At 40.5% G+C, this 24,415-nt stretch carries 18 protein-coding genes and 1 riboswitch; of the genes, 13 read left to right on the top strand and 5 right to left on the bottom strand.

Annotated features, from left to right (window positions below; all coding sequences use genetic code 11):
* Positions 1 to 190: 190 nt before the first annotated feature.
* The 6 genes from ACH8E3_RS08670 to ACH8E3_RS08645 all read left to right on the top strand — a co-directional run bounded on the left by ACH8E3_RS08670 (position 191) and on the right by ACH8E3_RS08645 (position 8,033).
* Complete coding sequence (locus tag ACH8E3_RS08670; RefSeq protein ID WP_458632279.1) at positions 191 to 934, top strand: metal ABC transporter ATP-binding protein; 744 nt, start codon at positions 191 to 193, stop codon at positions 932 to 934.
* Positions 927 to 1,769, top strand: coding sequence for an iron chelate uptake ABC transporter family permease subunit (locus ACH8E3_RS08665; RefSeq protein ID WP_458632230.1), 843 nt, complete (start codon positions 927 to 929; stop codon positions 1,767 to 1,769). Before ACH8E3_RS08670 ends, ACH8E3_RS08665 begins: the two co-directional genes overlap by 8 nt.
* Positions 1,766 to 2,686 carry a metal ABC transporter substrate-binding protein gene (locus tag ACH8E3_RS08660; RefSeq protein ID WP_458632229.1) on the top strand — a complete coding sequence of 307 codons (921 nt, stop codon included), beginning with the start codon at positions 1,766 to 1,768 and terminating at the stop codon, positions 2,684 to 2,686. Before ACH8E3_RS08665 ends, ACH8E3_RS08660 begins: the two co-directional genes overlap by 4 nt.
* Positions 2,687 to 2,849: 163 nt before the next feature.
* On the top strand, positions 2,850 to 4,373 hold the full coding sequence (locus tag ACH8E3_RS08655) for a malate:quinone oxidoreductase (protein WP_458632228.1): 1,524 nt from the start codon (positions 2,850 to 2,852) through the stop codon (positions 4,371 to 4,373).
* Positions 4,374 to 4,596: 223 nt separating this feature from the next.
* Entirely contained in the window at positions 4,597 to 6,072 is a 1,476-nt protein-coding gene (locus ACH8E3_RS08650; protein ID WP_458632227.1) for a protein adenylyltransferase SelO, read from the top strand.
* Positions 6,073 to 6,281: 209 nt separating this feature from the next.
* A complete protein-coding gene (locus tag ACH8E3_RS08645; protein ID WP_458632226.1) occupies positions 6,282 to 8,033 on the top strand; it encodes a methyl-accepting chemotaxis protein in 1,752 nt (583 codons plus the stop codon).
* A gap of 9 nt (positions 8,034 to 8,042) precedes the next feature.
* Here ACH8E3_RS08645 and ACH8E3_RS08640 read toward each other — a convergent pair whose 3' ends face one another.
* From ACH8E3_RS08640 to ACH8E3_RS08630, 3 genes are all read right to left on the bottom strand, one after another.
* On the bottom strand, positions 8,043 to 8,441 hold the full coding sequence (locus tag ACH8E3_RS08640) for a DUF2752 domain-containing protein (RefSeq protein WP_458632225.1): 399 nt from the start codon (positions 8,439 to 8,441) through the stop codon (positions 8,043 to 8,045).
* Entirely contained in the window at positions 8,434 to 8,772 is a 339-nt protein-coding gene (locus tag ACH8E3_RS08635; protein ID WP_458632224.1) for a DUF4234 domain-containing protein, read from the bottom strand. The genes ACH8E3_RS08640 and ACH8E3_RS08635 overlap by 8 nt, the downstream gene beginning before the upstream one ends.
* 224 nt (positions 8,773 to 8,996) lie before the next feature.
* Positions 8,997 to 10,187 (bottom strand): coenzyme F420-0:L-glutamate ligase, encoded by a 1,191-nt coding sequence (locus tag ACH8E3_RS08630; protein WP_458632223.1) that lies wholly within the window; start codon positions 10,185 to 10,187, stop codon positions 8,997 to 8,999.
* Positions 10,188 to 10,307: 120 nt separating this feature from the next.
* Between ACH8E3_RS08630 and ACH8E3_RS08625 the strand changes: the two genes are divergently transcribed.
* From ACH8E3_RS08625 to ACH8E3_RS08610, 4 genes are all read left to right on the top strand, one after another.
* On the top strand, positions 10,308 to 11,198 hold the full coding sequence (locus ACH8E3_RS08625) for a LysR family transcriptional regulator (protein ID WP_458632222.1): 891 nt from the start codon (positions 10,308 to 10,310) through the stop codon (positions 11,196 to 11,198).
* Between the two features lie 57 nt (positions 11,199 to 11,255).
* Positions 11,256 to 16,322 (top strand): AAA family ATPase, encoded by a 5,067-nt coding sequence (locus tag ACH8E3_RS08620; RefSeq protein WP_458632221.1) that lies wholly within the window; start codon positions 11,256 to 11,258, stop codon positions 16,320 to 16,322.
* Positions 16,323 to 16,336: 14 nt separating this feature from the next.
* The gene (locus ACH8E3_RS08615) at positions 16,337 to 16,990 is read left to right on the top strand and encodes a response regulator transcription factor (protein WP_458632220.1); all 654 of its coding nucleotides are present in this window, start codon (positions 16,337 to 16,339) and stop codon (positions 16,988 to 16,990) included.
* Positions 16,991 to 17,079: 89 nt separating this feature from the next.
* Entirely contained in the window at positions 17,080 to 17,421 is a 342-nt protein-coding gene (locus tag ACH8E3_RS08610) for a zinc ribbon domain-containing protein YjdM (RefSeq protein WP_458632219.1), read from the top strand.
* A 13-nt stretch (positions 17,422 to 17,434) separates the two neighbouring features.
* Here the strand turns inward: ACH8E3_RS08610 and ACH8E3_RS08605 are convergent, their stop codons facing one another.
* Both ACH8E3_RS08605 and ACH8E3_RS08600 read right to left on the bottom strand, forming a co-directional pair.
* Positions 17,435 to 19,099 carry a histidine kinase N-terminal 7TM domain-containing diguanylate cyclase gene (locus ACH8E3_RS08605; RefSeq protein WP_458632218.1) on the bottom strand — a complete coding sequence of 555 codons (1,665 nt, stop codon included), beginning with the start codon at positions 19,097 to 19,099 and terminating at the stop codon, positions 17,435 to 17,437.
* Positions 19,100 to 19,221: 122 nt separating this feature from the next.
* Positions 19,222 to 21,009 carry a putative bifunctional diguanylate cyclase/phosphodiesterase gene (locus ACH8E3_RS08600; protein ID WP_458632217.1) on the bottom strand — a complete coding sequence of 596 codons (1,788 nt, stop codon included), beginning with the start codon at positions 21,007 to 21,009 and terminating at the stop codon, positions 19,222 to 19,224.
* A 125-nt stretch (positions 21,010 to 21,134) separates the two neighbouring features.
* Between ACH8E3_RS08600 and ACH8E3_RS08595 the strand changes: the two genes are divergently transcribed.
* The 3 genes from ACH8E3_RS08595 (at position 21,135) to ACH8E3_RS08585 (ending at position 24,376) form a co-directional block, all read left to right on the top strand.
* Complete coding sequence (locus ACH8E3_RS08595; RefSeq protein WP_458632216.1) at positions 21,135 to 22,292, top strand: glycerol dehydrogenase; 1,158 nt, start codon at positions 21,135 to 21,137, stop codon at positions 22,290 to 22,292.
* Entirely contained in the window at positions 22,273 to 24,033 is a 1,761-nt protein-coding gene (gene dhaK, locus ACH8E3_RS08590) for a dihydroxyacetone kinase subunit DhaK (protein ID WP_458632215.1), read from the top strand. The genes ACH8E3_RS08595 and dhaK overlap by 20 nt, the downstream gene beginning before the upstream one ends.
* 57 nt (positions 24,034 to 24,090) lie before the next feature.
* A riboswitch (cyclic di-GMP riboswitch) is annotated at positions 24,091 to 24,183 on the top strand.
* Positions 24,184 to 24,253: 70 nt separating this feature from the next.
* The gene (locus ACH8E3_RS08585) at positions 24,254 to 24,376 is read left to right on the top strand and encodes a hypothetical protein (RefSeq protein WP_458632214.1); all 123 of its coding nucleotides are present in this window, start codon (positions 24,254 to 24,256) and stop codon (positions 24,374 to 24,376) included.
* The last annotated feature ends 39 nt before the right edge of the window (positions 24,377 to 24,415 follow it).

The following is a 24,415-nucleotide window of genomic DNA, read 5'->3' as shown; positions in this document are numbered from 1 at the left end:
TAATTGTGGGTAAATTAAATATATAAAAATCGTAACAATTCGTTGACATTTTGCCCGTTGTTAAATATATTGTATATAGAAACAAATCTTTGCCTAGGGCAACACTTACCCCTTTATATGTAAAACGCCCTACTGAGATGAATTTATTATGAAATATGATATTGATTATAGATAAGGAGTCTTGTTAATGATCCAAGTTAAAGATCTGAATGTGGACTATTTCGGTAGTTCTGCACTGGAACATGTCAATATAGACATCCCCTTTGGATATGCGATAGGGATTATCGGGCCCAATGGTGCGGGTAAGTCTACATTTATAAAAGCATTGTTAGAAGTCATCAAGAAAAGATCAGGAACGGTTACGGTCGATGGGAAAGAAATGTCTCAATATAAGAGGAAGATCGCCTATGTGCCACAGAAGAATGACATTGATCTTTCATTTCCAATCACAGTAAGGGATACCGTCCTAACCGGAACTTACCCTAACCTAAAGATCTTTCGACGCCCTGGCAAAAAAGAACGGGAGATCGTCGAGCAATGCATGTCCATGGTGGATATAGGCGATCTTGCCAATAAACAGATCAGTAATTTGTCTGGAGGCCAGCTCCAAAGGGTCTTTATCGCTAGGGCGCTTGCACAACAAGCGGATGTATTCTTTTTGGATGAACCTTTTGTTGGTATCGACCTCGTCAGTGAGAAGATTATCGTGAAGCTACTTAAGCAGCTTCGGGAAAATGGAAAGACGATACTGGTTGTTCACCATGATTTGCATGAAGTCGAGGAGTATTTTGATAAGGTCATCATTCTAAATAAGAAACTTATTGCATTTGGGGATGTTCAGGATACCTTCACAACGGAGAATATCCGCAGTGCATATGGTGCCTCTCTGGGTAATGTCGTTATCAAAGGAATTGGGGGCAACGACAATGATTGATTATATGTCAACGTTATTGAATATTCCGATCTATGCACTCAATGCTGGGTTATCTGCCATCATCCTAGGAATTGTCTCTGGCGCTTTGGGAAGTTTTATCGTACTTCGAAAGATGTCCTTAATGGGAGATGCCTTGTCTCATGCGGTACTCCCTGGTGTGGCTTTGTCATATATATTGGGAATTAACATCCTCTTAGGCGCTTCCCTTTTTGGACTATTAGCAGCCATTCTCATTCAATTTATTACTGATCGTAGCAATATTAAGAGCGACACATCCATCGGTATTATTCTTAGCTCATTTTTTGCTCTAGGTATTGTTCTTATTACGTTTGCTAAGAGTGGTCTGGATTTAACTCATATTCTGTTTGGTAACATTCTAGCTGTTCCACAGTCTGAGATCACGCAGTCCTTTATTATTATGCTAGTGGTTATTGGAATTATTGTGTTGTTATATAAAGAGCTCTTAATCAGTTCGTTTGATCCAGTTGTCTCCAAGGCATATGGTTTAAAAACAGGGTTTTACCACTATTTATTGATGATGCTTCTATCTGTAGTCACGGTATCTTCATTATCACAAGTAGGTATTGTACTTGTTATTGCCATGCTAGTTATACCAGCAGCTACATCCTACCTATGGACCAATAAATTACTTCATATGATTATCTTAGCTTCAACTGTCGGCGCTGTATCTGGAGTAATCGGTGTGATTGTGAGTTTCAGATTCAATTTACCAACAAGTGCAACCATCGTTCTAGTAGGCGTAACGGTGTTTGCAATCTCATTTATATGCTCTCCCAAAAATAATTTCTTAAGAAAAGGGTTGAAACAAGGATGAAGAATGTAAAAATGCTATCATTAATGATGCTTATTATGATTGTATCCGCATGTTCAAATGCGGCTGAGGGAGAAGCGAACGATGGTAAGTTGAAGATTGTTGCAACGTACTCCATAGTAGCGGATATGACAGAGAATATTGTAGGGGACAAAGGCGAAGTATACAGTATGGTTCCCATCGGAACCGATCCACATATGTATGATCCACTACCTAAAGATACGAGTAAAGTATCTAAGGCCGATCTAGTATTCTATAATGGTATGAACCTCGAGACAGGAAAAGGTTGGTTCAATGATCTCCTCGAAGTAACTAAGAAAACGGATGTTGCGTTTGCAGTTACTGAGGAAGTTACGCCAATGTACTTAAGTGAAAAGGGCAAGGAAACGGAACAGGATCCTCATGCTTGGATGGATATTCAGAATGCCATAAAATATGTAGATATCATCACGAAACGTATTGTGGAGAAGGACCCAGACAATAAAGATTATTATCTGAATAATCAAACAGAATATGTGAAGAAACTTACCGAGTTAGATCAATACGCGAAGGATATTGTCAATAACATTCCACAAGAGAAACGTATTCTAGTTACAAGTGAGGGCGCATTTAAATACTTCTCCAAGGCCTATGGATTTGAGGCAGCATACATTTGGGAGATCAATACCGATAGCCAAGGAACACCTGAACAAATGAAGAATATTATCAAGAAGATTAATGATCATGAAGTTACGGCTTTGTTCGTGGAGACAAGTGTTAATCCCAAAACGATGGAAACCATCTCAAAGGAAACCGGAGTGCCAATACATTCGAAGATATTTACCGATTCGTTAGCTAAAAAGGGTGAACAGGGTGACACGTATATCGATATGGTGAAATGGAATATCGATAAAGTGGCGGAAGGTTTATCACAGAAGTAATGTAGTATAAGGACACCTATCATAGGTGTCCTTATTTGCGCATATGGATTTGCAAGTAAATGGTGACCAAAATGTGAATTAATATTTAAATATATAAATAATAGTGATAGACTAGGGTTGGGTTATAATTGATTCAGAAGTGATGTGTGACTATGTCAGGCGCATGCTTGCTATAGCGCTTACAATATTTCTGCAAAGGACGGTAAACATGAGTAACAGACAAAAGAAAACAGATGTTATCTTAATTGGTGCCGGAATCATGAGTGCTACTTTGGGGACATTGCTGAAAGAATTAGCACCAGACTGGGAAATGACAGTACTAGAGAGACGGGCGAAGGCAGGAGAGGAAAGTTCTAATGAATGGAATAATGCTGGAACAGGACACTCCTCCCTTTGCGAACTTAACTACACGACAGAACGTCCTGACGGAAGTGTTGATATTAGTAAAGCAATAAAGGTGAATGAAGAATATCAGGTTTCCAAACAGTTCTGGTCACATCTAGTGAGCAGTAACCTGATCCGTAATCCGAGTGAATTTATCGTGCAAGTACCTCATATGAGTTTTGTACAAGGAGAGAAGGATGTAGCCTTCTTAGAGAAACGTTTCGAAGGGCTAAGTAATAATCCTTTGTTTCAAGGAATGGAATTTTCCAAAGATCCTGATAAATTAATGGAATGGATTCCGCTTATGATGAAAGACCGCATAATGAATAAACCTATAGCTGCTACACGAATTGAATCTGGAACGGATGTCAACTTCGGAGCATTAACTCGTATATTATTTGATCACTTAAAGCGTAACAACGTCAATATTCAATTCAATCAGAATGTGGATGATATGAAACGTACTAGCGACGGGTCATGGGAATTAAAAGTACGAAATGTTGATAGCGGTGTCATTGAACACCATACGGCAAAATTCGTCTTCATTGGTGGCGGTGGAGGAAGTCTACACTTGCTACAGAAATCAGGTATTCCTGAAGGAAAGGGAATTGGCGGATTCCCAGTGAGCGGTCTATTCATGGTATGTGACAAACCAGAAGTCGTTGCACAGCATCATGCTAAAGTCTATGGGCAAGCCGCGATTGGTGCGCCACCCATGTCTGTACCCCATCTGGATACAAGAGTGATAGACAATAAGGAATCCTTATTCTTTGGACCATTTGCAGGCTTCACGCCGAAGTTCTTGAAGTACGGTTCAATGTTCGATCTCATCACTTCCGTGAAACCACATAATCTTGTAACGATGTTGGCGGCAGGGGTGAAGAACCTCTCGTTGACAACCTACTTGATTAAAGAAGTTATGTTATCCAAAGAAAAACGTATGGAAGCCTTACGAGATTTCGTTCCGAATGCGAAGAGTGAGGATTGGAAACTTATTGTAGCAGGTCAGCGTGTACAGATTATAAAGGATACCGCTGCTGGGAAGGGCACGTTACAATTTGGGACGGAAGTAATTAATGCTGCAGATGGCTCCGTAGCTGCATTGCTTGGCGCTTCCCCTGGTGCGTCGACTGCAGTACCCGTTATGCTTGAGATAATAAAGCGATGCTTCCCTGAACATATGGACGAGTGGGAACCAAAGATAAAAGAAATGATTCCTTCTTACGGCCTCTCGTTAAAGGAAAACCCAGAACTTCTACAAATGGTTCACATATTAACGAAGCAAACGCTTGGGTTAAGTTGAACTAATCCCTATCATATTTAATGTATCTATCTACTGCGTTGCGTTCAACTCGAATTGATTATCAGCCTTAGATCGGTACTGAACCGCGCTAAGGTTGTTTGTCATTGTTGGAATTGCTATCGATAGTAAAAAAACAGCGTATTTAATGAAATATATTATAAGAGGTTAAACTATGCACTAGGAGTGCAAAAGTCAGAAAATTAGATAGGGAGGAATGATCCAAATGAATAAGAAAGATAATAACTTAGAAGTCGGTTGGAACCTAGAACATACTTACGCTCGTCTACCACAATTATTCTATAAACCTGTTAGCTTATCTCGTGTAAGTTCACCACAACTGGTTGTTCTTAATGAGAGTTTGGCAACAGAACTAGGTCTGAGTATCGAAGCGTTACAACATGAATCGAACATAGCGATATTAGCAGGCAACGACGTTCCAGAAGGGGTAACCCCTCTTGCTCAGGCTTATGCTGGACATCAATATGGAAACTTCACGATGTTAGGAGATGGACGAGCTCTTTTGTTTGGCGAGCATACAACTCCTCAGGGTAAGAGTGTGGATATACAACTAAAGGGTTCTGGTCTAACGCCCTTTTCTCGTGGTGGGGATGGTCGAGCAGCACTTGGACCTATGCTACGTGAATATATCATTAGCGAAGCGATGGTTGGGCTAGGCATTCCTACTACACGTAGTCTAGCAGTTGTAGCATCGGGTGAGTCGGTATTCCGCGAAACTGTATTACAAGGTGCAGTGCTGACTCGTGTAGCAGCTAGTCATTTGCGTGTAGGCACATTTGAATATGCCTCCCAATGGGGAACGATAGAAGATGTTCGAATTCTAGCAGATTATACAATAGAAAGGCACTTTCCAGATGTGAAGGATGGAGAGCACCGCTATCTTCATTTACTACAGCAAGTCATCAATCGTCAGGCTATGTTGATTGCGAAATGGCAGCTGGTTGGCTTTATTCATGGGGTAATGAATACCGATAATATGGCGATTAGCGGTGAAACGATTGATTATGGCCCGTGTGCATTTATGGATAACTATGATCCTGCGACCGTCTTTAGTTCAATCGATAGACAAGGGCGTTATGCTTATGGGAATCAACCCAATATTGGGGGTTGGAATCTTGCGCGGTTCGCTGAGACGCTAGTGCCATTATTGGATGATAACCAGTCAGAGGCTATCGAGATCGCTCAGGAAGCACTGTCACAATATAAAGAGTTATATTCGGATGCTTGGCTTACAGGCATGAGAAGAAAGTTAGGTATAAGTAACGAAGAGGAACAAGATCAGAAGTTAATAGAGGATCTTCTAGTGTTAATGGATAAGGCTCAAGCAGATTATACGAATACCTTTGTTGCCTTAACCTTTAACAAACTAGAAGATAACGATCTGTTTCAATCGTCGGAATTTACTAGGTGGCATACGTTGTGGCAGGAAAGATTAGTGCGGCAAGGTGGATCGGATGAATCTGTCCATCAGGTCATGAGGAATCACAATCCTGCGGTCATCCCTAGAAACCATCGGGTAGAAGAAGCAATAAAGGTAGCAGTAGAAGAAGGGGATTACAGCATCATGAAGCAGCTCCTTGATGTCCTCTCTAATACGTATGCTCATACACCAGAGCAGACGTTGTACGCTAGTCTACCTACGAAATCAACTTCTACATACCGAACCTTTTGTGGGACATAATTGTTTAGTATAATATGAAATTGCAATTGGTCTACTAATATCTCGCTTTTCTTAAAGTAATTGTAGTAAAATAATATATACCTAGTGTACTCATGGGTTATCACATTGCGCTAAACGTATAGTATGAATACAATACAAGTTCATGATAACCTATGGATCTCTTCTTCAGGCATAAATACAATTACATAATGAGAGGCGTAGAGGCGCGTATGGTACAGAAATTGGGTTTGAGATCAAAGAGTCTGATCGTAACGAGTAATCTGATACTAGCAGTCGTATTTATCGGTATAATCAGTTTAATTGTTATATTCTCCTATCAAGGTCAAAAAGAGGTATATCAAGAGCAATTCTTTGGGTATGGTACAGTTCTAAAGAGGCAAATGGAGACAAGTGTTAGTCTTATTAAGGAAGCAAGCGAAATTGTGAGTAACAAAGCAACACCAACGGGAGACGTATTTAACCAATTAAGGGACCAGCTATTTGTCATGTCGGATAGTGATGTGAATATTCCTGGTGTTTATCTCATGCTACCAGATAAAGTGGAACGTGATGGCGAGAAGTACCTTGTTAATATACAAACAAATGTCGACGAAGTCTTTACGCTTCCCGGTACTGAATATAAAATGAACAATATTTTTGAGGCAACTCTTAACCAGGTGATGAAGGGTGACTTCGCAATAACACCATCCTACACAGATGCAGAAGGTACATGGGTTACTTATCTATCATCAATAAAGGATGAGCAAGGGAAAATCATCGCCATCTTTGGTGTGGATTTTGATTATGCTGAAGTAAAGAGTAACTTATCGAGCATGCTCTGGGGAAATATCATCCGTGGGCTAATCTTCTCGATCATGGCGATCGGAATCATCGCATTATTGGTACGTATCGCACTGCGCCCCTTACGTCAACTTGCCGAAGTCTCAAAGCTTGCATCCCAAGGAGATCTAACGGTAAGTTTGCAAGTACAAAGTATGAATGAAATTGGGCAGGCAGCTGCTGCGTTTAATATGATGATGCATAGCTTGCGAGATTTAACGAACAGTATACAGAAGTCATCGTTTGAACTGTCTGGATCTGCATCGAATGTACAGTTAAGTGCTGAACAGACGACACAAGCAACGAACGAAGTGGCTCAAGCGATTGAACAAATCGCATCGGATTCCGATGTACAGCTTCAAAGTACACAGGAATGTCAAAGGGCAATGACAGAAATGGCCATAGGGATACAACGCATCGCAGAGTCAGCAAGCGTTGTATCTGAACTTGCCACAGCTACAACCAATCGTGCAACCAACGGACAGTCTATCGTCATTGGGGCGGTTGATCAGATGCAGACGATCGAAGAGAGTCTATCTTCAACGGTGGACATCATGAAGGAGTTCCAAGAATTGAATGGTAGAGTCAGTGATATTCTTTCGATGATTTCAGATGTCTCCAGTCAGACCAATTTGTTATCACTGAATGCGTCTATTGAGGCAGCACATGCGGGAGAACATGGTAAGGGATTTGCGGTTGTGGCCCAAGAGATTCGTAAGCTTGCTGAGCGATCCATGACATCGTCTGTCGAGATCGGGGAGATATTAGAAGGGATTACCTTAAGAACGGGAAGAGTGGTTGAGTCACTGGAAAGATGTTCGTCGGAAGCACAAGTAGGAACAAGAATGACGACACAGGCAGGAGATAGCTTTCAAGCCATTGTTCACGATATTCGCCAAGTGTCAGATCAAGTGCAGGAAGTGTCGGCTGCTTCTGAGCAGATGTCCGCAGGTAGTGAGCAGATCGCAGCTTCGCTAGATGAACTTGAACGTATTAGTTCTTCATCAGCACTTCATTCGCAGCGTGTTGCAGCATCATCACAAGAACAACTTGCTTCGATGGAAGAGGTAGCAAGTTCATCCGAACAGCTGCTTGATTTGGCTAGTACCCTCAAGGATGGGATCAGCAAATTCCGGGTGTAATCAGATGATTTAAGGGAGAATAGTCGGAGCTAATATATCGAAAGCAGGTATATTTCTTAATATGCCAAAGGCAATCGTCAAGATTAGCATAAAGACCATAACGGGTTGACTTGTAGACTTCATCTGTTTCCTTTGTGCAACGGTATAAATGAGGAATAACGGCAACAGGATAAACACCAAAGGATTAAATCTAAACGCCTGAATGATGTCCAAATGTAACACGGAAAGTGTTGCTCGCGTTATTCCACAACCAGGACAATATAATCCAGTGAATGCATGAAAGACACAAGGGATTGCGATCTTTGTCACAGGTAACCATACTTTCAAATAAAATAGACCGACAACACCAAGTGAGACACCCCATAATAGATAAGGGTGTCTCTTTGGACTGAATGCTATCTTACGCAAGTTGATTGACTTCCGATTGAACTAAAGCGTACGTTACGATACCGAAACCAAAAATTCCAAGTAATAGGTAGATGACAGAATTATCGGAACTCATGATACCACGTTGTCTTTGAGCATGTGCCATTTGCTTACCTACTTGATAGGCCCAGACGATACTCCATATGCCGCAGGTGACTAACGTTAAGAGGAAATTCTTACCTCCTGTAAATGATCGGTCTCCGCTCAATCTTCCAACATCATTCGTTAAGACGATGAACCAATAGATACCATAAATTCCGCATGTGATCAAAGTTAATATAATTGCTACTGCTACATTTCTTTGAGTAACCATTCTACACCATCCTGTGAAGTTATGTATTTGTACAACATAAAGACATGTTGGAAAGAACCAACATTGTTATCATAATGAAAAGTGGATATATATTCAATACAATATTTGGATTTCACCAATAAAAAAAGCCCTTAAGATTTAAGGGCTTTGTCTCGTTTGCAATTATTCTTCCTAATTTATACGGTATAGAATGGTGCGATCCGTTATAGGCACCAGATATATATCTAATTCGTATAGTTATCGAAATAACCTTGGATAAAGACGATAGGTGTACCTTTATCTCCACTGCCTGACGTAAGATCGGATAAAGAACCGATAAGGTCAGTAAGTCTTCTAGGTGTAGTTCCTTGTGTTTCCATCGAGCCAACGAGATTCTCGTCTTTATTGTTAATGAATTCAGAGATAGCTTGTTTCAGCTCATCACCTCTTAAATCAGCGAAGTTATTATCAGCGAGATATTTCAATTTCACTTCATTTGGTGTTCCATCAAGTCCAGCCGTGTATGCAGGGGATACAACCGGATCTGCCAACTCCCATATCTTACCGACAGGATCTTTGAATGCCCCATCTCCATAGATCATCACTTCGACATTCTTGCCCGTTTTCTCTTTGAGCAAATGTTGAATATGGTCTACGGTAGGTTGGCAATTACGAGGGAATAACTTCACAGAAGTCTCTGTTGATTTATTGGATCCTAGTAGACCGTAATCTTCATTACACCCACTGCCATCGATTGATTCTGATAAAATATTATCAAGGCTGTATACTTTATCGCCACCGTTAGCAAGAAGGATTCGCTTTGTTCTGAATCTTGTGTGTATATCACAAGTTAGAACATGCTTTGTATATTCTAGAATAGTTCTAGGGTTATTAGAGAAAATAACTTCACATTCCACACCATATTCCTCGACTAATGACTTATAATAATCAATATAATCAACACCCGTAAATGTATGTTTACCATGTCCGAAGTGAGTGCGGAATTGTTCTTCAGTTAGAACATCTGTCCAAGGGTTAATTCCCTTTTCGTCAAGTAGATCTAGATCCACTAAATGGTTACCCACTTCATCGGATGGATAACTGAGCATCAATACAATTTTTTTGACACCTTTGGCGATACCACGAAGACAAATTGCAAAACGATTACGACTTAAGATTGGGAAGATGACACCAACCGTCTCATCCCCGAATTTAGAATGAACGTCCTTAGCGATATGATCAATCGTAGCATAATTACCTTGCGCACGAGCAACGATAGATTCTGTGATTGTTACGATATCTTGATCTTGAATGTGGAATCCCTCAGCTGCGGAGGCCTTTAGCACACTATCCACAACGATTTCCTCTATATTATCGCCTCGATTAATGATGGGGCAACGTAGACCTCTAACCACTGTGCCAACTACTCTTTCCAATATAATCGCTCCTTTTAAATCTTAAGATTAATGGTATAGATCTCTTCTCTTGTAATATACACCAAGGTAATGGTATAAGTGAAGTTAATATATGAAATGATGGGTATAAGGAGTGCTTATATGGTTAGCAAATTAGATTTATATAAAGTGTTCTGTACAGTAGGTAAAAGTGAAAGCTTTTCTAAGGCAGCTAAGGATCTATACATGACACAACCAGCCATCAGTCAAGCTATCATGCAACTAGAGAACGAACTGGATACACGTCTTTTTATTAGAACACCTAAAGGGGTATCTTTAACAAATGAAGGAAGTCTATTATATGAGTATGTTCATTCTGCTATTCATTTAATTCATGTCGGAGAAGAAAAGATTCTGGACTTCAAGAATTTAACGACAGGGGAATTAAAAATTGGTGTTGGCGATACCATTTCTAGACATTTCTTGCTCCCTTATCTAGAAGATTTCCATAACAGCTATCCCAATATTAAGTTCAAGATTATTAATGGTACGACATATGAGATCTGTTCCATATTAAAGTCCGGTGCGATTGATATAGGTATTTGTAATTTCCCACTTGTAGATGCCACCTTAGAGTTAAGACCATGTATAGAGATACACGATATTTTTGTGTGTGGAGAGAAATATAAGGATATTGTATCAGAACCATTAAGTATTGATGAAGTCGTGAAGTATCCTTTAATCATGCTTGAACCTAAGTCTAATTCCAGGAAGTACGTTGAGGATTATATGATGTCCCAAGGTGTCGTGGTATCACCCGAATTTGAATTAGGCTCATTCGACTTATTGTTAGAGTTCGCCAAGATTAACTTAGGTATAGCGTGTGTAACCAGAGAGTTCTCTCAGGACTATTTAAATAGTGGCTTATTATATGAAGTGAAATTGAAGAAAGAGATACCCAAAAGAAACATCGGTGTATGTTTTTTGAAAAGTGTACGTCTATCTCCTGCAGCAACCAAATTCGTGGAGATGATCGGAAGAAGAGTAGAATAACAAATGATTTGAAATCTTGACTCGACAATATACGAACTTTTTTGGAGGGAAGCATACATGATCGTGGTGCCAGGTTATCAAACATTAGATGTCATTAGTGATAATGGCGTAATAAGGCTATATAGACTGTTAAGGCAAGAAGACGGAATAACCGTTATGGCTAAAACGACATGCGATGAGTATCCAGAGTCTACTATAATTGAGGCCTTTTTGCACGAGTATGAGATGGTCAAGAATTCCCAAGGTCTCGGGACGTTAGAGGTGTACAATCTGGAGATTGTGGGTAATCGACCTATCTTGATCATGCAGAATATGGAGGGTATTACGCTGGACCAGCTATTACGTACACGTCTAGATACAGTAGAACTCGCTGATCTGCTTCGTATTGCCGTAGGGGTGTGTGAGTGTCTTGTGCAGATTCATCGAGACAATATCACGTTAAATGAATTCATTCCATCTCATGTGATGGTCAATCCCATCACGTATGAAGTGAAATTGATTGATATTCAAATGGGGTCAACTACCTTGATATCAAGTCCGTTATCATTATTGGATGATCGTTCGGAAGCTATGTTACCCTACATTTCACCTGAACAAACGGGGAGGACTGGGGTAATTGCGGATTATCGTTCTGACTTTTATTCGCTCGGTGTGATTCTATACGAATGGTTGTCGGGGAAGTTACCCTTTGAACGCCATGATAATGTGGGTATGGTCTATCATCATCTTGCGGATATACCGAAATCGTTGCATGATAGGAATCCCTCCATACCTCAAGCTATCTCTGATATTGTTAGCAAATGTATGGAGAAGATACCCGAGATAAGGTATACCAGCGCTTTTGGGATCAAGTCAGACCTAGAAGAGTGTCTACATAGACTTCAAGAATCAGGATACATTGATTCATTCACACTTGCGAATGAGGATACTCGTGAACATTGGGCCTTTCCTACTCAAATGTATGGAAGACACTCCGAACAACGTATTTTAGAAGGAGCACTTCAACGAGCTGCGGGTGGGGCTGTAGAGACAGTGTGGGTGAATGGGGATGGTGGGGTGGGAAAGACATCGTTCATCAAAGACACCTTACAACCAGCTATTTCTCCTGAATGTTTCTTCGCAACGGGGGAGTTCAATTCTTATCAAAAGGCCCCTCCTTATTATATCTGGATTCAAATTATCGGGGATTTAGTCGATCAACTCCTGATGGAAAGTAAGTTACAGGCAGAGGTCTGGAAACTACGGATATTACATGCTTCAGAAGGATTGGGACAACTTTTAATTGAGTTATGTCCTAAATTGGAATTGTTAATAGGTGCGCAACCTCCTGTTCCGTCATTACCTCCCGTTGAGACACAACATAGATTACATCTCATCATGAATCGATTCATGCAATTATTTCTTCATCCTAACCACCCCATGGTTCTATTTCTTGACGACCTTCAATGGGCGGATGATGCGTCTCTACACTATCTTGCTTATCTTTTAGAAGATCGAGGAACGAAGTCGCTGCTTGTTGCATTAGCATATCGTGAACGAGACATGACAACACGGCATCCGCTTGGCAAGTTAGAGAAGCAACTTGCAGATCGGGATGTATCCATGTGCAAGATTTCCCTTCATCCATTAGTACATGACGATCTAAGGAAATTGCTTATTGATGCTTTACGTTGTGAGCACAACGAGGCGGATGAGTTAGCAAGGGTCTTGCTCCATAAGACGGAGGGTAACCTTTTCTATTTGCAGCAGTTCTTCCAAGATCTTATTCATGATAAGAAGGTAACCTTCGACGATGTGAATAGGCGTTGGCAATGGGATATCGAGCGTATATCCGAAATGAAGGTGCCGGAAACAGCAGTCGCATATCTTTCGAGTAAATTGCTACTGTTACCACAACAGACGATTTATCCTCTTGGTTGTGCTGCATTCTTGGGTAGTCGATTTGATCTAGAGACGCTTTCCGTCATTACTAAACTACATATAAGTCATTTATCCAGATGGTTATCATTTGCTGTAGACGAGCATTTGTTACAACCTATTAGTGATAAAGGTGCGTTGTTATATCAATTCCAACATGACCGGATTCAGCACGCTGCATATAAGCTTGTTGCGCCAAGTGAACGTACAGATTTACATCTGCGAATCGGCGCTCTGCTTGTGGAGCGTATGGAATTAAATGATGAGGCATCCTTATTCGAAGCAGTGGATCATTTGAATCAGGCAAGGGAAAAGATCGTGTGCCGTGTAAAAAAGCTAGAATTAGTTAAATTAAACTATCAGGCGTGCTTGATGGCGAAGCAATTAACAGCTTATGATACGTCATTGAAATATATAGAATATGCCATGCAACTATTAGAGGAGGACAGCTGGGAGAAAGAGTATACGCTGACTTTTCGTATTGTACGAGAGCGAGCAGAACTAGAATACTTATGTAGTTATTTCGATAGAGCCCAGACATGGTTTGATCTGCTGATGAGTCAAGCAGCAACCAATCTGGATAAAGCTCTTGTGTTAACGAGAAAGATCGAACTCGAAGCAAGTCGTGATAACTATAAAGAGGTTATTGCTCTAGGCCGACAGACCATGGATTTATTGAATATACATGAACGTTTAGATGATCGATTCTACAAATTAGTACTACAATGGCTAAAGGTCAGACGCAAACTAAAAAGAAAGCCAATCGAATCACTGATTGACTTACCTGTAATGACAGATGAATCGCGTAGAGTTGCGATGACTATTTTGGTTCATGTCAGTAATGCCGCGTTCTATGTAGATCAAAAGTTATCTCTAGCCGCTACATTGACGATGGTTGAAATAACGATAGATTATGGTATGACGCCTGAAGCTGCGATTGGCTTTATTGGATACGCTATGTTCCTATATTATCAATTTAATAATTATGAAGAAACATTCAAACTAGGAATGCTTGCAGACCATATATCCAGACCCTATCCGAACCTACATGTGAGGACGTTAACAGCCTTTGCATTATGTTTCGATAGCTGGAGACACTACAATCCGGCAATCTTAGATAGCTTTACCGAGCAAGCTGGCAGAGTAGGGCTGGAATCTGGAGATCTATGGCAGGGCAATCAGAGCGTATTGATTAATTGTGCGACACTACTGCAATATGGTTACCCACTAGGAGACATTTATGATCGTCTAATCGCGAATGCAGGCAACTTTCTACAGCATAATAATAATTTTCATTGCAAGCAAGCTACGGCATTTGTTGCGTTACTCGTCTCATTAACGGGTTACCGATCAAAGGATGATCCCTTTCCAATTGAGGAGGTGGATCGTGATGGATTTGCGGAATCTGTCCATGGCGATTCATTCCATGTAGTGCAAGAGCAGGTATGCATCTATCAGTATCTGCCAGGTTATTTATTCGGACATTATCATGAAGCGAACAAAGCACTAAATAAGGCAACAGCAATTATAGATACTCGTGTAGATAAACATAATTCTATTCATCATGATATGTATGAGTCTTTAGTCTGGGCTCAGTTGTATGAGCAATCCTCGAAGAAGCAACAAGATGTATATTGGCAAGGTATGCAGCGTAATCTTAGAAAAATAAAGAGAGCCTCTTCTCGCTGTCCAGAGAACTATCAGCACAAGTATTTATGGATAAAGGCAGAGATGGCACGTTTAGCCCAGAAGAGAAGGCATGCTGAAGAACTATATGAACAATCGTTAGAGGCTGCCCGTAAGTTCAGACATATTCATGATTTAGCGATGATCGCTGAATGTTATAGTAAATATGGCCTTCAACAAGGAAGACTCCATCTTGCGAAGATATATATGTCCGTAGCGCATGAAGCTTATGTGAAATGGGGGGCAACGAAAAAGGTAGCTGAGCTAGAGAAGAAGCATCGATATCTTCTCAACATAAGTCCAAGTCAAGCAACGGAACATGTCGATTACCTATCGGTTGCCAAATCAGCACAAGTTCTATCTGGTGAGATGGATATGCATCGATTATTGGATCATTTAATGCGTGTAATGCTTCATAATGCGGGAGGGGAATACGGAGCAATTATCTTAGGTCATGAGGGAAGTTGGGTTGTTGAAGCCTATGGAACCGTGGATGATATTCATATAGATTCCGTTCCCTTAAGCGAGGATTCTATGATCGTTCCAGCTTCTATTGTAGCTTATGCGGCTAGAACACAAGAGACCGTGGTACTACATGATGCGGCAAATGAGGGAATGTTTGTACGTAACTCGTACGTTAGGAAGAATAAGTTGAAATCCGTCCTATGCCTTCCCATCATGAACCAACACCAATTGATTTGTTTGCTATATATGGAGAATAAGCTGTCACCTGGTATATTCACCGGGGAACGCTTAGGTATTCTTAAGCTTCTTGGATCTCAATGTGCTATTTCCATTGCTAATTCAAAACTATATTCGGATGTTCAATACCTTAAGGGAAATCTAGAAGATCAAGTGGAAGAGAGGACCCGTAGTCTAGAAAGAGCAATGCGAGAGACTTCAGCCGCTCTTGCGGAGGTCTCTATCTATGAAGAAAGGAATCGTATCGCTGAAGAGATTCATGATATTGTGGGACATACGCTCACATCAACCATTCTCCAGATTGAAGCTGGTAAGCGTCTAATTCATAAGAATATGGAGGGTGGCGTTCAGAGATTGAATGAAGCGCAAGACCTTGTAAGACATAGTCTCAATGAAATCCGTGGTTCCGTTCATATGTTGAAGGAGGACAAGTATGCCGAGCTCTCCATCATGTTGAATCAACTTATCCGCGATACTGAACGCAATACAGGTGTTACTATACTTGCTAGTATACATAATTTACCCGAGTTGATATCTTCATCCTATAAAAAGACGATCTATCATGCGCTGCAAGAGGGATTGACCAATGGAATTCGACATGGACAGAGTAAGGAATTCTATTTCAGCCTAGAGACCAACGAAACACATATTCAGTTTGTACTTGAAGACCGTGGATTAGGAACAACCAATATCGTCATGGGATTCGGATTGAAAGCGATGAAAGATCGAGTCGAACAATTGGGAGGTACCATATCTATTGAATCAAGTGCTAATAAAGGATGTCTATTAAGGATTGATCTGCCATATCAAATGCGATAGATAGGAGATAGACCATGAGAAAGATAACAATCGTCATTGCGGATGATCAGATGCTCACAAGAGAAGGTCTTCGAACAATTCTAGACCTGGAAGAGGATATAGAAGTGGTTGGCGTTGCCAAAAACGGCGAAGAGGTATGTGAAATTGTGGAATTGCTTCAGCCGGATCTCGTTCTTCTAGATATTCAAATGCCTGTCATGAATGGCATTAGTGCGTTGAAACAAATCAAGCAAAGGTTTCCGAATATGTCAGTACTCATCCTGACGACCTTTATTGAGACAGCGTATATCGTAGAAGGGATGGCCCACGGTGCCAATGGCTATTTACTCAAGGACATGGATGCAGATAATATGATAAAAGCCATCCATGATACGTTATCTGGTCAGTTCATCCTACCGGCTGTGGTCGCTGCGAAGCTAGCAGCGCGGATGAACATGTTGACAGAAGATTATGAAAGATTGCAGAAGGACAACTTGGATCTGATCAAATTGACAGAACGCGAAGAGGAATTAGCAAGATTGATCATCAAGGGGTTAAGTAATCGCGAACTAGCAGATGCACTTCATATTGCTGAGGGTACTGCTCGTAATTATATCAGTACGCTCTATAGCAAATTGGAAGTGGTAGATAGAGCACAGGCGATCATACGCCTTCAGTCCATTCTGTAATCTTATTATGGATGTGAGATAGTCGTTTGTGAATAAGATAGGACTATGGCAGTATTAGTATCAATAATAATGAATGGGGGACATATACCATGTCTAATTTACCTAACTGTCCAAGCTGTAATTCAGAATACACCTATGAGGATGGAATTCTTCTCGTATGCCCAGAATGTGGTCATGAATGGACGCTGGAATCCGTTACAATGCACGATGAAGATACAAAAGTCATAAAAGATGCCAATGGGAATATCTTGAGTGATGGAGACTCTGTTACGGTAATCAAAGATCTCAAAGTAAAAGGAAGTTCATCGGTCATCAAAATAGGTACAAAGGTGAAAAGTATTCGCTTAGTAGATGGAGACCATGATATTGATTGTAAAATTGATGGGTTTGGCGCTATGAAACTAAAGTCCGAATTTGTGAAAAAGATATAAGGATGTTATGACGTTATCGTGCGACGCTAACGATTTGATTACGGCCTTGTTCTTTAGCTTGATATAAAGCTTTATCTACGAACTCAAATAAATCATTTAAATTTTCTGTGATATTATTGGCACGTGAATTCATGGAATTATTAATGGATAACAAGCCCATACTTATCGTGACAGAGACGTAATAAGCGCCGTTGTCGATATTAACTTGGTTATTCTCAACGGTGGACTTGATACGCTCAGCAAGAAGGATAGCTTGGAATTGATCGGTATCTGGTAAATATATAATAAACTCCTCACCACCATAGCGAGCTAATACGTCATCATCTCGCAACGTCTCCTTAATGACTTCGACAGTCTTACACAGAACGATATCACCGACCAAATGACCATAATTGTCATTGATGGATTTGAAAAAGTCGATATCGAGTAAAAGGATTGCAAATGGTGATTGATATTTCATATTTGTGATTACTTTGTGTTCAAGCTGTTGTGTTAAATAGTGACGGTTATAACAACCTGTTAAGCTGTCGGTTAGGGCCATTTGTTCGAGCTTCAGGTTAGTATGAGATAATTCATTTTGAATACGTAGTAATTCTGAATTGCGATCTTTCAAGATCTCATTCTGAAGATAGGCTTCTTCAATGAGCCGGTGTAGTTTTGTTATATTTTGAAAAGTGATAATTCGTCCAACCAGAAAATCTCCAACAAGGATAGGAGCTGTAATTATCTTCGTATATATATTAAATGCGGGATAGAAGACCTCAACATCTGCTCGCTCCAATGGCCGTTCATGATAAGCATGAAGAAAGGAGTCATATGTAATGGAGGAATCCCCTTGTGGCAAGATCATCCCAATGTGGAAGGGGTCTCCTTTACGTATGGCTTTTATATAGGGTATTAAAGACTGATTTACTTCCACAATATGTTGGTTATCGTCTAATACCAGGATGCCGAGATCTATCGTGTCAATAATGTCCTGGTGAGCAATGCTGACAAGATCAAAGACTTTATTACGGTGGATTGCAATGACGAAGAAGATAGCAGATAGTAATATACCAAGGGAGGTCATTCCGGGAATGACCGGAGAAGTAACTACTATCACATTAAGGAATACGTCCAGTAATACAAATATCATTAGTACTAGAACTCCCCCAAGTATATGCATGACTTGCTTCTTAATTCGAGAGGAATTGTTGGACACTAGACCCAAAAAGATAATATAAAATGAAAAGATCAGGCTGAGAATCATAAGTGTAACCATAACCCAAAAGATCGGACCATAAGTTCTTTGAATATAGCTGCCATTCACAGGCTGTACAAACAATCCATTAGGATTGATGATGATACCCATAGTTAGGATTAGCACAGACATAACCAGAAAACTAGATGTCTTCTTATGTATAAGATGAGATTGATCCGTAAGATAGATCATAAAAAGAATCCATCCTGCAGTGATGAGCATGAAATCGATAAATGCCAACTTTACATAAAATAATTGGAATTGGAGACTATCGGTTGTCTTGATAGCAAACTGACAAAAGGGCCACAACATCATCGAAGAATGAAATACTAAATACACCTTATGCAATGTGGTAATCGTTACAGACATAAATACATATATTAATAGAATGAATAGAATTAGGAATAACATGAAGTCAATCCACATTACAAGCTCCATCGGGATGCACCTTCTTAATAAGAGAGTTGTTATAAATAATAAATAAGCGTAGAGAGAATATAATGATGTTAGAGGTCGAATCTAAGATGCTGTAGGGATATGATTATAAAAGGAGAAAAGTCTTATGTATATAGGTCGTGTGGAGTATTTATTCCATGATTCTCCCATTGGAATAGTAACTTCATTACGTCTTCTGCTGGTTGCGGTTTGCTAAATAGATAGCCCTGGATTTTGTCGCAGTTCTGTTCTTGTAAATATTCTAATTGGTTACTCTGCTCCACGCCTTCCGCAACGACGCACATATTCATTTTTTTGCCAATGATTATGATTTGGTTAATAAGAGCTGTTTGATTGTTGCCTTCATAGATGGAATCAATAAAGGACTTGTCTATCTTTAGAGTGGAGATTGGTAAATGTGTCAGATAACTTAATGATGAATAACCCGTTCCGAAGTCGTCCAATGCAATTCTGATATTATGTTCTCGTAGTTTATTGAGCGTAGTACGCACATGATCGTAAGATTCAACTAGAATAGATTCCGTAATTTCCAGTTCTAAGTAATCGGGTTTCAACCCACAAGATCGTAGGGTGTCTAGAACGAACTCGTAGAAGTCAGTTTGTAGCAACTGTAGTATCGAAATATTAACAGATATTGTTAAATGTTGCAGACCTTGATCATGAAGACTTTTAAGAAATGTGCAGGCAGTACGTAACACCCATGCACCCAGCGGAATAATAAGATGGGAATCTTCAGCTATCTTAATGAATTTAAGTGGCGAGATGACACCTAGTTCCTTATTATTCCAGCGTAAAAGAGCCTCCAAACCCGTTACCTTATTGAGTGATAGATCCACCTGAGGCTGATAGAATAGTTCGAATTCATCACGTGCCATGGCTGAATATAACAATTTCTCAATATTCATTCTTTCCGTAAATACCTCGTTCATGGGATCATCAAAGACCATAATCTTACCATTTCCTATATCTTTAGCACTTTGTATTGCGATGCCCGCGCGCTTAACTAACTCCATGATATCAGTGCCATGCACGGGATATAAACTGATTCCGATACTGACACTGATATGAAGAAGGTTATTGTCCATCTCAAGGGGATCTTTGAAATCTGCAAGAATGCAAGCCCCAATGCTCGTTATCTCTTCCGTGTTCTGAATAGAATAGATAAGAATGATAAACTCATCGTCACCGAACCGATACACCTCTCCTTTATTGGCTACGATAGAGAGTAGTCTCTCGCTTACTTTAGCAATGAGTCGATCGCCAAATCCATGCCCCATGGTATCGTTGATATATTTGAAATTATCAATATCCACGAACATTAAGGCTGCATTGAGATTAGAATGGGTATGAATAAGGTTCGTTCCATTTTCGTATAAGGCCATCTTGTTAGGCAGGCCTGTCAATTGATCATGATATGCTAAATAGTGCATCTTCTCTTTACTAAGTGCCAATTGGTGTTGATTCTCAACGAGCTGGTGGTATTGATGTCTAAGCTCATCCTCGGTGGCTAGAATCGCATCGTATGCTGATTCTAGACTTTGGTGTGCATATACCTTATCTATGTAAGTAGCGCCAAGCTTGTTCTGTATTTTTTGAATACGTTTGAATGTTCCTAAAGTTAAACAAAAGATAAGTGCGGTCGTCACACTTACAAAAACCCAGTCTTTGATCATATAAATCAACATAGTCCGTTCACTATTGGATATTAAGCTAGAAAGGGCTGTATCTGTAAATAGTACCCACAGACATCCTAAACCAAAATATACTCCAGAAATTCGTATAGAACTTTGTATGGGGTTTAACTTTTGTTTAGTTTCCAAGTGATTTGGTGATTTCTTATGTAAGGGATTTACCGCATCAGGGGTTCTATTGTCTTGATCCTTCTTTGTCATGATGCCCTCCCTATTCGATCCTGTTTAACTTACTTTACTAGTTACAAAATTCAACATGTAATTACGAAATCCTCTATTTGGAAATATTACTTTGTAATAATATATGATTATAGGAGGAATTATCAATGAGAAAAGCATTTATTAGTCCATCTAAATATGTTCAGGGAGAAGACGAACTGTTAAATTTGGGTTATTTTGTAAAAACATTCGGAGATTCCGCTCTACTTATTGCTCATGCAGATGATGTGAATCGAGTAAAGGAGAAGTTAGAATCCACACAAAATAAATATAATGTCACGTTCATTGAGAGTAACTTCCAAGGGGAATGCTCACGCGATGAAGTGAAACGACTGCAACAATTGGCCAAAGAACATTCTTGTTCTTGTACAATTGGGTTAGGTGGAGGTAAAGCTATTGATACGGCGAAGTGCGTAGCCCAAGGAGAAGCATTAATTATTGTTCCAACGATAGCTGCTACAGACGCACCGACCAGTCATTCAGCGGTGATGTATACGCCCAAAGGCGAGTTTGATGCATATGCTTATTTCAAACAAAGCCCTAGTGTAGTCATGATTGATACGACAGTCATCGCAAATGCACCTACGAGATTCCTAGTATCAGGTATGGGGGACGCGCTATCAACCTATTTTGAGGCGAGAGCCACTTCTAGATCTTATTCGAACGTCAATGCGGGATTGCCATGCGGTGTTCGTGAAGGGATGTGCGGGCCTGCTAAAGGGACCCATACAGCCTTAGCATTGGCTAAGTTCTGCTATGAGATGGTACTGAGAGATGGTGTCGCCGCAAAGATCGCATCTGATAGTAATGTGGTCACTCCTGCTCTTGAGAATATTATTGAAGCTAATATCCTACTCTCTGGATTAGGCTTTGAGAGTGGAGGATTAGCTGCTGCGCATGCTATTCATAACGGATTAACTTCATTGGAGGGAACCCATCACTATTATCATGGAGAAAAGGTGGCCTTTAGTACATTAGCTCAACTCGTTCTAGAACACGCAGATCAAGCGGAGATAGATGAATTACTTGCCTTTTGTGTAGCGGTCGGTCTACCTGTATGTCTATCAGATATCGGAGTGGATGACGTCACTTATGAAGAATTGTTGAAGGTCGCCGAAATGGCTTGTATGCCAGATGAGTCTATTCATTCTATGCCATTTCCGATCAGTGAGGATGCTGTGGCTTCAGCACTTATGGTAGCAGACCAGCTCGGACGACGATATAAGATCAGTAAGGGTGAATGCTATGAAAAAGATAATAAATAAGCCCGAGACGCTAGTCAGAGAGATGTGTAATGGTCTAGTTCTTGCACATCCCCATTTAGCATTTAATCAAAAGCATAAGTTCATTAAGAAGAAAAATATTAATAAAGACAAGGTCACACTTATCAGTGGTGGCGGAAGTGGACATGAGCCCGCACATGCTGGGTTTATTGGACAAGGGATGTTAGACGTTGCTGTATGTGGCGATGTATTTGCTTCCCCATCACAAATCCAAATATACCAAGCGATCAGATCTGCTGTGAGTGATAAAGGAACGCTATTAATCATTAAGAATTACAGTGGCGATATGATGAATTTCAAAAGTGCGGCACATCTTGCAATTGAGGATGGTATTGAGGTCGACTTTGTTAAAGTAGATGATGATATTGCCGTGGAGGATAGTCTATATACCGTTGGAAAGCGTGGAGTTGCTGGTACGGTTCTCGTTCATAAGATCGCAGGAGCAGCTGCTGAATTAGGGATGTCCCTAGAGGAAGTAAAGCAGGTTGCACAAAAGGCAATCGATCATACTAAAAGTATAGGGTTTGCCTTTACTTCATGTACGGTTCCTGCTAAGGGAACGCCAACATTTGAACTAAAGGAAACGGAAATGGAGTATGGTGTTGGTATCCATGGGGAACCCGGCATACGAAAGGAAGAGATCGTTTCTGCGGATGTGTTAGCACACAGAATGGTTAGTGAATTATTAGATAGTCTGTCTATTGGGGATGGCGCGCAACAGGAAGTTGCTGTATTGATTAATGGGTTCGGCGCAACCCCGTTGCAAGAGTTATATGTACTAAATAACGCGGTCATACGCGAATTGACTTCAAAGAATATAACGGTCTATCACGCGCTTGTCGGCAATTATATGACGAGTATCGATATGGCTGGGGCATCAGTCTCCATCATGCAACTAGACGATCAATTGAAAGAGTTATGGAGTGAATTGTGTGATACACCTGCCTTAAGGATGGAAGGCCCATTAGTACAAGTGAACTATACCGAGGTTCTAATGGAAGAAGAGGGGCAGACATCTGTATCCTATACTTGTGAGACCAATGAGGACTATGCGTTGGTTGTGCAAGATACCTTCTCCTTAAATAATATGATTTATATTATCGATAAGATGAGTGAAATCATTATTGAGAATGAGGTTCCATTCTGCCAGCTAGATGCACATGCAGGTGATGGTGACTTCGGCATGAGTATTGCGAAAGGATTTAAGCAACTGAAGTCAGAGTGGGAAGATCTCGTAACGAATCACACGAAAGATATTGGAAGTTTCCTAGATGCCTGTTCGCTTATTATTATGGAGCATTGCGGAGGAGCTTCTGGTCCAATATGGGGATCAGCATTTCGAGCCGCTAGTAAACAAGTTGGAAGCAAAAAGGCATTATCGGTGGATGAAATCTCTCAGATGATGGAAGCAGTCGTGAAGGGAATTCAAGATACAGGGGAAAGAGCCTTTGGGCGTGGCGCGGTCGTTGGGGACAAAACACTGATTGACGCACTCGTTCCTTATGCAGATTCTTGGGCACAAAGTGCACGGAATAAGGATGATATTAAGCTTGCATCCACGTCCGCAGCGCAAGCTGCTGTCGAAGGAGCGCAAAAGACCGAGGGGATTGTTGCACGTATGGGCAGGGCAGGAACGGTCGGTGAGCGAAGTATTGGTTATCCTGACGCAGGAGCGCATGCATTAGGGATTATTTTTACGGAATTAGCAAGAATAATGACATGATTCAAGAGAAATAACAAAAAAAGGGCGGTTTTGCGAATAATAATCTTTGGGTTTTTAAATATATTGGGGTACACTAATCAAAAGATTAGCTCGCAAAGCCTCGGAATCTAATAGTCTATGTTATAGACTTACGATCGTCCAGCTGCAATTAACTTTGTTAATGCAGTTGGACTTTTTTGTGTTCCGGGGAACTAAATCCATGAATAAGTAGGAGGAAATAATGAAACGAAGTTTAAGACGTATAGCGATGTGGGTACTCGTATTATCAGTGTTCGTAGGACTTATACCAGGATCGTTACTGGTTACTTCGGCAGCGGTACCCACTGGAACACCAGGTCAATAGAAAGTGACTTTGTCAATACAGGGTAATTCTATGAAACTA

This window comes from Paenibacillus sp. CMAA1364 (assembly GCF_054373195.1).
The sequence above is the reverse complement of the archived record's forward strand: the minus strand, read 5'-3'. Positions and strand labels throughout refer to the sequence as shown.

Bases quoted from the DNA above. Each gene is read 5' to 3' on its own strand.
- ACH8E3_RS08665 (WP_458632230.1), top strand. From the start codon at position 927: ATGATTGATTATATGTCAACGTTATTGAATATTCCGATCTATGCACTC.
- ACH8E3_RS08660 (WP_458632229.1), top strand. From the start codon at position 1,766: ATGAAGAATGTAAAAATGCTATCATTAATGATGCTTATTATGATTGTA.
- ACH8E3_RS08655 (WP_458632228.1), top strand. From the start codon at position 2,850: ATGCTTGCTATAGCGCTTACAATATTTCTGCAAAGGACGGTAAACATG.
- ACH8E3_RS08650 (WP_458632227.1), top strand. From the start codon at position 4,597: ATGAATAAGAAAGATAATAACTTAGAAGTCGGTTGGAACCTAGAACAT.
- ACH8E3_RS08645 (WP_458632226.1), top strand. From the start codon at position 6,282: ATGGTACAGAAATTGGGTTTGAGATCAAAGAGTCTGATCGTAACGAGT.
- ACH8E3_RS08635 (WP_458632224.1), bottom strand. From the start codon at position 8,772: ATGGTTACTCAAAGAAATGTAGCAGTAGCAATTATATTAACTTTGATC.
- ACH8E3_RS08625 (WP_458632222.1), top strand. From the start codon at position 10,308: ATGGTTAGCAAATTAGATTTATATAAAGTGTTCTGTACAGTAGGTAAA.
- ACH8E3_RS08620 (WP_458632221.1), top strand. From the start codon at position 11,256: ATGATCGTGGTGCCAGGTTATCAAACATTAGATGTCATTAGTGATAAT.
- ACH8E3_RS08615 (WP_458632220.1), top strand. From the start codon at position 16,337: ATGAGAAAGATAACAATCGTCATTGCGGATGATCAGATGCTCACAAGA.
- ACH8E3_RS08610 (WP_458632219.1), top strand. From the start codon at position 17,080: ATGTCTAATTTACCTAACTGTCCAAGCTGTAATTCAGAATACACCTAT.
- ACH8E3_RS08605 (WP_458632218.1), bottom strand. From the start codon at position 19,099: ATGGAGCTTGTAATGTGGATTGACTTCATGTTATTCCTAATTCTATTC.
- ACH8E3_RS08600 (WP_458632217.1), bottom strand. From the start codon at position 21,009: ATGACAAAGAAGGATCAAGACAATAGAACCCCTGATGCGGTAAATCCC.
- ACH8E3_RS08595 (WP_458632216.1), top strand. From the start codon at position 21,135: ATGAGAAAAGCATTTATTAGTCCATCTAAATATGTTCAGGGAGAAGAC.
- dhaK (WP_458632215.1), top strand. From the start codon at position 22,273: ATGAAAAAGATAATAAATAAGCCCGAGACGCTAGTCAGAGAGATGTGT.
- ACH8E3_RS08585 (WP_458632214.1), top strand. From the start codon at position 24,254: ATGAAACGAAGTTTAAGACGTATAGCGATGTGGGTACTCGTATTATCA.